The 12,222-nt window shown below is 72.9% G+C and carries 9 protein-coding genes and 1 pseudogene; 3 read left to right on the plus strand and 7 right to left on the minus strand.

The window, feature by feature from the left end; all coding sequences use genetic code 11:
* Positions 1 to 23: 23 nt before the first annotated feature.
* From C3486_RS06080 to C3486_RS06090, 3 genes are read right to left on the minus strand one after another with little or no spacing between them, the layout of a single operon-like run.
* Entirely contained in the window at positions 24 to 1,526 is a 1,503-nt protein-coding gene (locus tag C3486_RS06080) for a CoA transferase (protein ID WP_103831536.1), read from the minus strand.
* Positions 1,527 to 1,534: 8 nt separating this feature from the next.
* A complete protein-coding gene (locus tag C3486_RS06085; RefSeq protein WP_103831537.1) occupies positions 1,535 to 3,673 on the minus strand; it encodes an FUSC family protein in 2,139 nt (712 codons plus the stop codon).
* A 17-nt stretch (positions 3,674 to 3,690) separates the two neighbouring features.
* On the minus strand, positions 3,691 to 4,353 hold the full coding sequence (locus tag C3486_RS06090) for a hypothetical protein (RefSeq protein WP_308461221.1): 663 nt from the start codon (positions 4,351 to 4,353) through the stop codon (positions 3,691 to 3,693).
* On the opposite strand from C3486_RS06090, the pseudogene C3486_RS06095 reads away from it, so the two are divergent.
* Positions 4,343 to 4,465: pseudogene (locus C3486_RS06095) on the plus strand (SDR family oxidoreductase); the annotation flags it as partial. The gene C3486_RS06090 and the pseudogene C3486_RS06095 overlap by 11 nt on opposite strands.
* A gap of 194 nt (positions 4,466 to 4,659) precedes the next feature.
* Here C3486_RS06095 and C3486_RS06100 read toward each other — a convergent pair.
* A complete protein-coding gene (locus C3486_RS06100) occupies positions 4,660 to 6,210 on the minus strand; it encodes a cytosine permease (RefSeq protein ID WP_103831538.1) in 1,551 nt (516 codons plus the stop codon).
* Between the two features lie 264 nt (positions 6,211 to 6,474).
* Here C3486_RS06100 and C3486_RS06105 point away from each other — a divergent pair, with 264 nt between their 5' ends.
* Entirely contained in the window at positions 6,475 to 7,716 is a 1,242-nt protein-coding gene (locus C3486_RS06105; RefSeq protein ID WP_258052629.1) for an ANTAR domain-containing protein, read from the plus strand.
* Between the two features lie 126 nt (positions 7,717 to 7,842).
* Here the strand turns inward: C3486_RS06105 and C3486_RS06110 are convergent, their stop codons facing one another.
* A complete protein-coding gene (locus C3486_RS06110) occupies positions 7,843 to 8,754 on the minus strand; it encodes a helix-turn-helix transcriptional regulator (RefSeq protein WP_103831539.1) in 912 nt (303 codons plus the stop codon).
* Between the two features lie 203 nt (positions 8,755 to 8,957).
* Here C3486_RS06110 and C3486_RS06115 point away from each other — a divergent pair, with 203 nt between their 5' ends.
* On the plus strand, positions 8,958 to 10,448 hold the full coding sequence (locus C3486_RS06115) for a UbiD family decarboxylase (protein ID WP_103831540.1): 1,491 nt from the start codon (positions 8,958 to 8,960) through the stop codon (positions 10,446 to 10,448).
* A 137-nt stretch (positions 10,449 to 10,585) separates the two neighbouring features.
* Here C3486_RS06115 and C3486_RS06120 read toward each other — a convergent pair whose 3' ends face one another.
* Together C3486_RS06120 and C3486_RS06125 are read right to left on the minus strand one after the other, a co-directional pair.
* On the minus strand, positions 10,586 to 11,119 hold the full coding sequence (locus tag C3486_RS06120) for a hypothetical protein (protein ID WP_103831541.1): 534 nt from the start codon (positions 11,117 to 11,119) through the stop codon (positions 10,586 to 10,588).
* Positions 11,120 to 11,297: 178 nt separating this feature from the next.
* Positions 11,298 to 12,222, minus strand: a 925-nt coding sequence (locus tag C3486_RS06125; RefSeq protein WP_103831554.1) for an MFS transporter, incomplete at its 5' end; no start/stop codon positions are given.

Here is a 12,222-nt window from a genome sequence, read left to right on the forward strand (position 1 = left end):
CCCTTGCGCATGTGCGTACCGTTTCAGCCCGCGAGCCACTCCGGCCGGCACGAGCCCCGGGCGACCAGCGTGAAGGGGTAACGGCCCGGCGTCCCCGACATCCGCACCTGGTCCGTGACGCCCTGGTACGCACCGAGCGGAGTGTCGGCGGTGAACGTCTCGGGATCCAGATAGGCGTGGCGCTCCCCGGTGCCGGCGACCTCGGCCGCGTACGCCTTGTCGAACACGCCGAGGCTGAGGATCCACAGCGCGGCGCGGGTCAGCGAGACGTGCACCCGGTAGCTGCCGCCCTCGCGCGCCCGGCGCGCCAGCGCCTCGCTGACGCCCGCGGCCATCAGCCACGAGACGATGTAGTCGTTGACCACCAGGATCGGCGGCAGCCCCGGCCGCTCCCCGTCACCTTCCAGGTGCATCATCCCGACCAGGCTGCCGGCCGTCTGGTCGAAGCCGACCCGCCCTGCCCACGGCCCGGTGGGACCGTTGAGGGTGGCCGTCGCGTGCACGATGCCGGGCCGCACGGCCGCTGCCTGCTCCGGGCCCAGCCCGATGCTCTCCAGGTAGCCGGGGCGGCGGTTGGCGTAGAACACGTCGGCCCCGCCCAGGAGTTGACGCAGCAGTGCCGAGCCGTCGGCGGAGCGTGGGTCGACGGTCGCGGACCGCACGCCGACGTTGGCCGTTGCGTACGTCGCGTCGTGCTCGTGCTCGCCCGGACGCCAGATGTTCAGCACGTCAGCGCCGTGCAGCGCCAGCGCGCGGCCCGCGCCCGCACCGGCGATCACATGTCCCATGCCCAGCGCCCGGACGCCCGACAGCGGCTGCTCGGCGCCCGCCGGCAGGGGCTCGGCCGGGCTGTCGCCGATCTTCTCGATCTGCACCAGCGGCATGTGCGCGAGATGGTCCCGGTACTGCTCCTCGGCCAGCATCTCCAGCGGGGAGCGCAGCACCGGCATCACCACACCCGCCTCGACACCGGCCTGCTCCAGGTCGGCGGCGCGCCAGGTGGCGATGGCACGGGCCACCGCTTCCGGGTCGTCCGGGGTGCCGAGCAGCTTCTGGGCGGCCGTCTTGATGCCGGGGTAGGGGTTCAGCGGCATCACCCAGCGCCCGTCGGCGGTGGGGTAGAAGGAGAAGCCCAGCGCCTGGTTCACGTTGGACGTGGAGGCCGGCGGATAGCCGTTCAGCAGCTCCCAGCGGCGGTCGTAGAACGGGCACAGCCGGTGCGGCGCGCTGCGCAGGTCCACGGAGATGTCCTGCCCGTCACCGCCGCGCAGCCGCCACAGCTTGGCGACGGCCGCCGACTTGGCGGCCAGCGCGATGCCGGCGGCGGCGCCGAGGCGCAGGGTGCTCGGTACGACGGGGTCGGCACCATGGAAGGTGATCTCGCCGCCGGTGTCCCGCGGGGTCATCCCGATGCCCGCGAGCACCTCCGCGAGGGCAGCCCGGACGTCGAAGGCGTCGTCGGTCGCCGGCGCGGCGACGGCCGCCTCGATCCGCTGGGTGAGCTCGTGTGCGTGCCCGGTGGTCATCGGTTCGGTCAGCTCCCTGCGAGGGTGGTACGGGCCGGCCGGCGGGCTGCCGTGCCGGTGGACGGTGCGTGCGGTTCGGCGCCGGACGCCAGCCGGGAGACCAGCTGCTCGACGGCGGTCACGGTGCGCAGGCACAGCGTGAGGGCGCGGCCGCGGGCGTGCGCGACGCCGTCCGGCGCTGCGGGGTCGACGAGGTCGGCGAGGCCGCTGCGGGTGGCCGTCACGTCGAAGGCGGCGCGCAGCGCGCCCTCCTGCGGGTGGCCCTTCGCGGCGACCACGGCGGCCAGTTCGGCGAGGTGGTGGTCGAGCACAGCGGCGAACTCCGCGGTCTCCGGAACCGCGTCGGCCGCACTGCCCGGCTGCCGGTCGTACAGCACCGAAGCGCACTGGCTGATCTCGTACACCGCGTGCTGGATGCCGGTCAGCTCGGTCGGCGACCACCGCGAGCGGTGCCGGCGCGGCTCGTGGCCGAGGCTGCTGACCGCCGCGTCCAGCCGCTCCCTGGCCTGCCGGGACCGGCCGCGCAGCATGTCGATCTCGGCCGGATCCACGGCGCCCGCCTCGGCGTACCCGGTGACCAGCGCCGGCAGCAGCCGCCGCTGCACCCGGAGCCAGTCGGCCAGCAACTCGTGCGTGCGGTGGTGGTGGTACGTCGGGATCGCCACGAACACCACCAGGCCGAGCAGCGCGCCCACCAGGGTGTCGGCCGGGCGGCCCCACTCGATCAGCTGGGCGGCCGAGCCGAGCCGGGTGATGAGGAAGACGATCCAGGCGGTGATGAAGAAGTTCAGGACGAGCTGGCCGACGCGGAGCGTGAGGAAGACGCACGCGGCGAGTACGGTCGCCACGATCACCAGCCACCCGGCTGACCATCCGCTGGGCAGCAGTACGACCCATGCCACGAGCCCGCCGAGGATCGACCCGATCGGCCGGGCCCAGCCCCGCGCGAAGGTGTGCCCGTAGTCGGGGAAGAGCACCAGCATCGTGGTGAGCGCCGCCCAGAAGCCGTGGTCGGGCAGCGCGTGCCCCCAGAAGTCGCCGAACGCGCGGCCCACCGCCTCACCGGCCGCCGTGCCCACCGCGATGCGGATGGCGTGCAGGAACAGCGGGGCGCCCGGACGCAGCTCGGCCCGCAGCCGGCGCCACCCGGACCGCACCGGATTCTCTGCGGGGAAGGCGTCCAGTACCTGGTCCAGCCCCTCGGGGCCGCGCGCCTCCAGCCAGTGGTCGGCCAGCCGCGCCGCCTCCCGCAGGTGCGGCCGGAGCGCCTCGGCCTCGGGGCCGCGCCAGGAGTCGAGCAGCCGCGCGGCCTCCGCGTCGGCGTCCTGCGGCCGGGCGGTCAGCACCGTACGGGCGACCGCGTCGAGCGCGTCGGCGATGGCCGGGCGCGGCAGGCGCCCCGTACGCGGCAGGTACAGCAGCGCGCGCCGGATGTTCTCCGCCTCCGCGAGGAGTCCGTACAGCGGTGCCGCGGCGGGCCGGGCGAACGCCGGGAGCAGGTCCAGGGCCGAGCGGGCTGCCGTGAAGGGCGCCGACGAGACGTACGGCGCGGGCTCATCGGCCCGTGCCGTGTCGGCCAGTGCCCGGTAGACGGCCGCCACGGCCTTGCGCTGGGCCGGGTGCCGCCGGCCGTACGGCGGCAGTAGCTGGACGAGGACCACCAGCGCGGCACCGGCGGCGATCCACTGGACCATGACCAGCCCGGCCGTGATGCCGGGGGAGAGGTCCGCGGTGATCATGAGCCCGATGGTGACCAGGCAGGCCCGGATGCCGGGGGCGACGCCGAGTGCGCGCCACAGGCCGGCCAGGTAGGAGGCGACGGCGAGCACGATCAGGAACCACCAGCCCATGGGGTGGAGGAAGACGCCGATCAGCGTCGCGAGGGTGAAGCCCGCGCCGAGCGCGAGCGCGTTCACCGCCCGGTGCCGGATCGGGGCCAGCAGTGTGCCGATGCCGCAGATGAAGGTGCCGACGGTCATCATGGCCCAGGCCGTCGGGTCGTCCAGCGCCCAGCCGATGACCGACGCCGCCACGACGGCGAGCACGGCCCGGCCGATCGCCCAGGGATCGGAGAATACGCGCTCCACCTTCAGCGCGGCCCGGAAGCTGTGCTGGAGGGCGGAGCCCCATGCCTTGACCTCACTCATATAGATGCATACTACACCTAATAATGCGGACGGGTCGAGCCGTCCCGCCCCCGGGGGAGGGTGAATCGGCCCACGCCGGGCGTCTGGCCATGCCCACGGGGACGCCCAGGGCCGCCTTTCTCTCCCACTCCCGCACCAAGGTCACAGATGGTGACGTCGACAGCCGGACCGAGGCCACGCGAGGCGAGCAGCAGGGAGCGGAGCGGTTCGCCGGGCAGCGCGAAATCGTCGTACGCGAGGTCCATCGTTCCGACGGCCGGGTGGTGCACCACCTTCCGTCCGCGCGAGTGCCGGTGCACGTCGTGCTTGGCCCGGCGGGTGCCGAAACCGGTGCTGCGGGCGGAGAGCTCGCCGACGAGCGCGGTCACCTGCTTGTCCAGCGGGTCACGCCCGGCGGTCGCGCGGAGCACCGCGACCAGCAGGTCCTTCGCCTCGTCGAGGTCGGCGTAGAAATCCTCGGCACGCGGGTCGAGGAACACGTACCTGGCGAAGTTCGGTGGCTGCTGGGCCATGGTGAACAGGTCGGCGTACAGGGCGCGCCCCAGGTCGTTGGCCGCGAGGAGATCGAGACGGCCGTTCTGCACGACAGCGGGAACGCTCATGGAGTCGAGGACCTGCGTTGCCGACATGGTCGAGAACCAGGCCGAGGCCATGGCCGGGATCATCAAGGAACAGCCCATCGGCCGGCTGGGGCGAGCGGGCGAGGTCGCGGCAGCCGTCCTGTGGCTGTGCAGCCCCGGCGCCAGCTTCGTCACGGGAACGGCTCTCCCCGTCGACGGCGGCTTCACCGTCCACCAGATAGGGCGTACAGGTGGGGCGTCCGGATACGGCGTCGGACAGGAACTCCGCCGTCGGGCGACGGCGGAGACACCGTGCAGTGACCTCCCCCGGGGCGCACTCGCCTTCCCGAGCGCGCCCGGGTCCGGCGGCTCCAGCTCCCGGGCCGGCGGCTTCGGCTTCCGGCCCGAGAGGCGGGACGCGTCCCGCTACCCGCGACCTGCCGTACGACTCGCTTCGCTGCTGGCGTCCGAGCCAGGACACAGGGGCGTGATCGGCGGGACCTCGGCCGTCGAGGCGCGTACGAAGCGCGGCCCGGCCGGACCGAACACCGCACGCGGCTCGGGGAACAGGGCGAGCAGCGCCAGGTAGATCACCGCGGCGAGGACGAGACCGACCGGCAGGGAGACGTCGGCGCCGCCCGCGAGCCGGCCGAGGGGGCCGACGAACTGGCCGGGCAGATTGGTGAACAGCAGCCCCACCGTGGCCGACACGAGCCAGGCGGACATGGCGCGCCAGTTCCAGCCGTGCGTGAACCAGTAACGCCCGCCCCGCTGACGGCGGTTGAAGACCTGGATGGCGGCCGCGTCGTACCAGCCGCGACGGGTGACGTAACCGAGGATCATCACGACCATCCACGGCGCGGTGCAGGTGATGATCAGCGTGGCGAACGTGGAGATGGACTGGGTGAGGTTCAGCGCGAAGCGCCCGGCGAAGATGAACGCGATCGACAGCACCCCGATGAACAGCGTCGCCTGCACCCGGCTGAAGCGCGGGAAGACGCTGGAGAAGTCCAGCCCCGTCCCGTAGAGCGCGGTGGTGCCCGTGGATAGCCCGCCGATCAGGGCGATCAGGCAGAGCGGCAGGAAGTACCAGCCGGGCGAGACGGCCAGCAGACCGCCCACGTAGTTCGGCGCCGCCGGGTCGACGTACCGCGCGGCCTTCTCGGCGATGACCGAGGCGGTTGCCAGGCCGAAGACGAACGGCAGCAGCGTGGCCAGCTGGGCGAGGAAGGCCGCGCCCAGCACCCGGCGGCGCGGGGTGGCGGCCGGGATGTAGCGCGACCAGTCGCCGAGGAACGCGCCGAAGGACACCGGATTGGAGAGCACGATCAGCGCGGCGCCGATGAACGACGGCCAGAAGAGCGGGTCGGCGGTCGAGGCGAAGGAGCCCGCGTAGCCGGGGTCGAAGTCCCCGGCGAACGCGAAGGTGCCGAGCACGAACATCGCCGAGGCCGCCACCACGGCGACCTTGTTGACCAGCAGCATGAAGCGGAAGCCGTACAGGCAGACCACCAGCACGAGCCCGCCGAACAGCGCGTACGCGAGGCCGTACATCACCCCCGACTCCGGGACGCCGGCGAGCCGGTGCGCGCCGCCGATCAGCGCGTCCCCGGAGGACCACACCGAGATCGAGAAGAACGCGACGGCGGTGAGGAGGGAGAGGAAGGACCCGACGATCCGGCCGTGCACACCTAGGTGCGCCGAGGACGACACGGCGTTGTTCGTGCCGTTCGCCGGGCCGAAGAGCGCCATGGGGGCCAACAGTGCGGCCCCCGCGACCAGCCCGAGGACGGTCGCCGCGAGCCCCTGCAGGAAGGACAGCCCGAAGAGGACGGGGAAGGCACCGAGCACACACGTCGCGAAGGTGTTCGCGCCGCCGAAGGCCAGCCGGAAGAGGTCCAGCGGGCGGGCCGACCGGTCCTCGTCCGGTATCCGCTCGACGCCATGGGTCTCTACTTCGGTGATCGACGTCGTCACGGTGCTCCGCTTTCTCTCGCCGCCGGTGCGGTTCCTGCAGGTGCGTGCGGTGTTCCGGTTCTCGCTGTTTCGGGCGTTTTTGCTGGTGGGACGGGTGTGATCATCGTCCGGAGGCACAGTCTGCGGCCCGTCGCGGGCGGTGACAAGTGCGGCAGTCGTACGGATGTTCCCACCCGGCGGTGACGTCCCCGGCCGGAGATGTTCCACTGGGACCCGCGGCCCCGGGCCGTGCACCATCGTCGGGCGGTCGTATGCGGAGGCGGAATGAACAGTGGGACGGCACAGGAGGTCTGGTCCGGCGTGGTCCGGCTGCCGGCCGCGGCCGGCTGGCTCTGGATGCTCGGCGCCGACGGGACCCTGGACTCCGCCGACCACCCGCTCTTCCCGGCGATCAGGGAGGCCGGTGGCGAGCCGCAGGCGGTAGCGGTCGACCTGTCCGGCGTACGGGAGATGTCCGGCAGCGCCGCCCGCGCCCTGGCCGCCTGCGCCGTGGAGCTGGGCCGCCGGGACATCCGCCTCATGGTGGCGGCGCCCTCCGAGCCGGCGGCGCGGGCGCTGGCCGTCGACGGAGCCGCCGACTCCGGCCTCATCGTGCTGCCCGCCGCCCACGACCTCCTCACCACCTGCGTGCCCGACCTGCCCGAACCCTCGTGGGACGGCACACCGGCCGCGCCGGCCCCCGAGCCGGTGCTCGACGCGCAGTCCCGCGAGGAAGTGGAGCGGCTGCGCGGCAAGGTACGCGACCTCCAGGCCAAGGTGCGTACCCATCCGCTGATCGCGCAGGCGCAGGGCGTGCTGACGGAGCGGTACCGGCTGCGCGACAGCCGGGCCGCCTTCAAGCTGCTGCAGTCGGCCTCCCAGCAGCACAACGTCAAGCTGCGCACCCTGGCCGCCGCGGTGCTCAACGCGCCCCGTCCTGGGACCGGCGCGGCCCGCTGGTTCCCCGACCGCGTCCGCACCCGCCCGCCCCGGCTCCCCGCCCTGCCACAGGTGAACGAGGACTCCGCCAACCGCAGCGCGGTCATCTCGGCGGTACTGCACCAGACCCTGCAGATCTCGGAGACGTCGATGGGCAACGTCCAGCTCGCCGACCGCTACTCCGGCGGCCTGCGCATCGAGAAGCACCAGGGCCTGAACGAGGAGTTCCTCGACTACTTCGACGTCGTGGGCGAGGACGGGACCTCCTGCGCGCTGGCCGCGCGCAACGGCACGCGGGTCACGGTGACCGACGTCGCCACCGACCCGGTCTTCTCGGAAGAGGCCCGGTACAAGATCCTCCAGGCCGGCAGCCGCGCCGCCCACAGCACGCCGCTGACCACCGCCCGTGGCATCTGCCTGGGCATGGTCTCCAGCCACCACGAACGCCCCCACCAGCTGCTGGCCCCGGCGCAGGCCCGCGCGCTGGACCGCATCGGCGACCAGGCGGGCCGGTGGCTGGCCTGGCACCAGCGCACCGTCGTCCTCGACGCCCTGGAACACCTGCACGGGCTGGCCACGGGCGGCTGAGGAGGTCCGCTCACGGGGCTGTCGTACGAGGGCCGCTCACGGGGCTGTCGTACGGGGGCGGGCGGCTGCTCGGTGGCCGCTCACGGCTTTTCGTACGCGGTGGGCGGTTGTCCCGGTGGCCCACGGCTACCCGTCAGTGGCGGCCGGTTGTGGCCCGGCTCCGGTGGCCCGCAGCCGGAAGGCCGTCGGCGTCTCGCCGGCCCGCTCCCGGAAGAACCGGTTGAACACCGTGGCGCTCGGGAAGCCGAGCCGTTCGCCGACCGCGGTGGCCGGCAGATCGGTGTGCAGGAGCAGCCGCTTGGCCTCCAGCAGGATGCGGTCGTCGATGAACCGCTTCGCGCCGCACCCCACAGCGGCCTGCGTCGCGCGGGTGAGCGTACGGACGCTGTAGCCCAGCCCGGCCGCGTAGTCCGCCACATGGTGGCTGCGGGTGAAGTCCCGCTCCACCGCCTGCTGGAAGCGGCGGAACGCGGTGCCGGCCGCCGTCGGCGCCGGCTGGTCCCCTGGCAGGTGGGACAGGCGCAGGACCAGGATCGACAGCAGGTGCCTGACCACCTCGACGTGCACTTCCAGCGGCAGGTCCGTCAGCCGCCGGTACTCGCTCGCCAGCATCTCCAGCGTGTGCCGTACGGGACCGCACGCGGTGCCCGTGGGGACCAGCGGCAGGCTGCTGGGCCCCTGGTCCACGCGCGCGGTGCCGGCGGTGGCCGGGCTGAGGAAACCGGGCTGGAAGAGCACGGCGGTGCCCTCCGCAGCGGTGAGGTCGGAACGGATCTGGAGCACCTGGCCCGGCCGCACCCACACCCAGCCGCCCTCCGCCACGGCGTACTCCGCGAAGTCCACCGAACACAGCAGCACACCGGAGTCCACCGCGAGCAGTGTGTGGAAAGCGGGCCGGAAGGGCGCGTACTCATCGGCACCGCGCCCGCGTGCCGCAGCCGCCAGCCCGGCGAAATCGAGCACCTCGATCCCCGGCGGCCCGCCCGGAGTGCCCGGGAACCGGACCTCCGTGATCGCAAGGTGTCCGCTTCTGCTCATGTCCTGTCCTCAGTCCGTGCCGATCACTGCATTTTCCGTACTTAGCGTCGGAGCGTCATCCGACCACCACCGATCGGAGCGTCACCCACCACCACTGGTCGGAACGTCACCCGATCACCACCGGTCGGAGCACCCTCCGTTCACTGCGGGTCGGAGCACCAGCCGACCGGCACCGGAAAACACCTCTGCGAAAGGCCCCGTCCATGACACAACACGGCCCGGCGCTCAACTTCCGCGACTTCCTCGACGACCTGCTGGCCGCCGGCGACGCCGTCGCGATCGACCAGCCCGTCGACCCGGAGCTGGAGGTCGGCGCGGTGACCCGGCGGGTCTACGAGACCAAGGCCCCCGCCCCGCTGTTCAACCGCCTCACCGGCGCCGCGCCCGGCTTCCGCATCCTCGGCGCACCGGCCGGTCTCAGCGGAAACGGAGAGGGCGCGTACGGCCGGCTCGCGGCACACTTCGGCCTGCCGCGCGACAGCACCCCGCGCGACATCCTGGAGAAGCTGATCCGGGCGATGCACGCGGAACCGCTGCCGCCGGTCGTCGTCCAGGACGGCCCCTGCAAGGAGAACGTCCGCACCGGGGACGCCGTCGACCTCACCGAGTTCCCCGTTCCGCTGCTGCACCAGGAGGACGGCGGCCGCTACTTCGGCACGTACGGCTTCCACGTCGTCCGCACCCCCGACGGGAGCTGGACCAGCTGGTCCGTGGCCCGCACCATGCTCAACGGCCGCAACACCCTCGTCGGACCGGCGATGCCGCAGCAGCACATCGGCATGATCCACGACATGTGGCGGCGCGAGGGCGAGCGCACGCCGTGGGCCATGGTCCTCGGCGCGCCGCCCGCAGCCCTCGCCGCCGCCGGGATGCCGCTGGCGGCGCAGGTCAGCGAGGACGGGTACGTCGGCGCGCTGGCCGGCCGCCCCGTCGAGGTGGTCAAGGCCGAAACCAACGACCTGTACGTCCCGGCCAACGCCGAGATCGTCCTGGAGGGCTGGCTCAGCCCGGACGAGACGGCACCCGAGGGGCCGATGGGGGAGTACCACGGTTACTCGTTCGGCCACAGCAAGCCGCAGCCGGTCTTCCACGTCGAGGCGGTCACCCACCGCAACGACCCCGTCCTGCCCGTCTGCGCGGCCGGCCTGCCCCCGGAGGAGAACCACACCATCTGGGGCACAATGATCTCCGCAGCGAGCCTGGACGTGCTCCGCTCGGCCGGCCTGCCGATCGACCTGGCCTGGTGCTCGTACGAGGCCGCCACCTGCTGGATCGTCCTCTCCGTCGACATCGAGCGGCTCAGCCGGCTGCGCATCGGCGAACGCGAACTGGTGGAACGGGTCGCCGAGGTGCTGTTCGGCTCGCACGCGGGCTGGCTCGTGCCCAAGGTGATCCTGGTCGCCGACGACATCGACATCACCGACATCGACCAGGTCGTCTGGGCGATGGCCACCCGCAGCCGCCCCGGCGAGAGCGAGTACTGCTTCCCCGAGGCACCCGGCATCCCGATGGTGCCCTACCTGACCCCCGACGAGGTGGCCGCGGGCCGCGGCGGCAAGTCCGTGCTCAGCTGCCTGACCCCGGAGCAGTTCCACGGCACCCACCGCGGCACGACGGCGTCCTTCCGCACCTCCTTCCCGCCGCACGTGCAGCAGCACGTCCTCGACAACTGGGAGGCGTACGGCTACCGGTGATGCGCGCTCACCGCTGATGCACCGTCACCACCGATCGCCGGTGACCACCGATCCCCGGTCACCGCTGATGCACGGCTGCCGCTGATCCGCGGTCACCGCTGATGCAAGGCTGCCGCTGGTTCACGACTGCCGCTGGTTCACGACTGCTCGACCGACGTCGTCAGCGGCAGCTGCATCAGCTTCGCGACGACCTCGAGCGGGGCGGCGGGCGGCGCCAGATCGACCGGCTTCTGCAGCTGGTAGACGTTGCCCCGCGGCGGGAAGTCCGCCATCCCGTCGCACAGGAGCTTGCCGGGCACGGTGCCGGCCAGCTCCAACGGCGGGCCGCCGCCCGGCGGCTTCTCGATCGTGACGACGACCGGCAGCGGCAGGGTGTGCCGATACCTCGACGGTGTACCGGCGACGACCTCCACAGTGCCCTCGGGCACCTTGCCGTCCGTCGGCATCGTCAGGGTCACCTCGCCGAGGACGGGGCTGGCGGCACGCAGGTCGAACGCCATCAACTGCAGTCCCACGCCCCGCCCGGCGGCGAGTTGCCGCACCGCCCGCACCCACCAGCCGCCCTTGAAATCCAGGGTGACCGCCCCGAGGACGTTCACCTGGAGGGGGACGTCGGCAGCGTGGGTGAGGGCCTGAATATCCGTACCGACGGAGGGCAGCGTGACAGGCATGGCCCGGCCTCCTTTCCACGGCATGGCACCAGGAAGCCTCGCGGCGCCCCCAACCCCCGGAAAGCACGCTTTCAGCCAATCGGGCTCGGGCACGCGGGGCGGGGGCCGGCCCGCATGGTGGCTCAGTGCGGTTCGGGTCTGCGCGGCGGGTTGGCCAGGGGCCGGGCCGCATGGCGGCTCAGTGGGGGTCGTGTCCGGCACGCATGCTCAGCACGGCGTTCGCCGCCAGCAGCCCCAGGAAGACGAGGAGCAGTGCGTGCCAGGACCCCGTGGCGGTGTGCAGCCAGGCGGCGAGCACCGGCCCGGCGGCCGCTACGACGTAACCGCACGTCTGCGCCATCGCCGAGAGCGCGGTGACGTGCTGCTGGTCGACGCCGCGCCGTACGTAGAGCACACCGGAGAGCGACTGCGCCGCGCCCAGGCCCATGCCGAGGACCGCCGCCCACAGCGCGGGGGCGGCGGCCGGCGCCAGCAACAACCCGGTGAAGCCCAGCAGCGGCACGGCGATGGCCGCGGCGATGTGCGGCCGCTGGTCCTGGCGGCGTGCGGCCAGCGCGGGCGCGGCGAATCCACCGGCCGCGACGCCGAAGATGAAGACGGCGAGGTACGTTCCGGCCGCCGTCCGGCCGACGCCCGCCGCCACCAGGACGGACGGCAGCCAGGCGAGGGTCGTGTAGAACATCAGCGTCTGCACCCCGAAGAACGCGGTCAGACTCCAGCCGAGCGCGGTACGGGCAACGGGACGGCGCGCAGCGCCGGGCCGCCCTGCACTTCCGGAGGCAAGCCGTCGCGACGTATGCGGTAGCCCCGCGTTCTCGGCGCCGGACCGGCCGCGCATCCGGACCGCCTGCGGAGCGATCCCGACCAGCGCGAGCAGCGCGGGAACGACGGCGATGCCGATCGCCGGCTGCCACGCACCGCCGCTGGCCTGCGCGACCGGTACGACCAGGGCGGCGACGACCGCCGAGCCGATGCCGATCGACAGCGCGTAGACGCCCATCATCGTCCCGATGTGCCGAGGGGCGAACCGGGCCCGTACCCACACCGGTACCAGGACGTTGACGACGGCGGTGGCGATGCCGACCAGCACCGTACCGGCGACC

The organism is Streptomyces sp. Ru73 (genome assembly GCF_002920575.1).
GTDB lineage: Bacteria > Actinomycetota > Actinomycetes > Streptomycetales > Streptomycetaceae > Streptomyces.

Excerpts from the sequence above, each read along its gene's own strand:
- C3486_RS06080 (WP_103831536.1), bottom strand. The coding sequence starts at position 1,526 with ATGACCACCGGGCACGCACACGAGCTCACCCAGCGGATCGAGGCGGCC.
- C3486_RS06085 (WP_103831537.1), bottom strand. The coding sequence starts at position 3,673 with ATGAGTGAGGTCAAGGCATGGGGCTCCGCCCTCCAGCACAGCTTCCGG.
- C3486_RS06090 (WP_308461221.1), bottom strand. The coding sequence starts at position 4,353 with ATGGGCTGTTCCTTGATGATCCCGGCCATGGCCTCGGCCTGGTTCTCG.
- C3486_RS06105 (WP_258052629.1), top strand. The coding sequence starts at position 6,475 with ATGAACAGTGGGACGGCACAGGAGGTCTGGTCCGGCGTGGTCCGGCTG.
- C3486_RS06110 (WP_103831539.1), bottom strand. The coding sequence starts at position 8,754 with ATGAGCAGAAGCGGACACCTTGCGATCACGGAGGTCCGGTTCCCGGGC.
- C3486_RS06115 (WP_103831540.1), top strand. The coding sequence starts at position 8,958 with ATGACACAACACGGCCCGGCGCTCAACTTCCGCGACTTCCTCGACGAC.
- C3486_RS06120 (WP_103831541.1), bottom strand. The coding sequence starts at position 11,119 with ATGCCTGTCACGCTGCCCTCCGTCGGTACGGATATTCAGGCCCTCACC.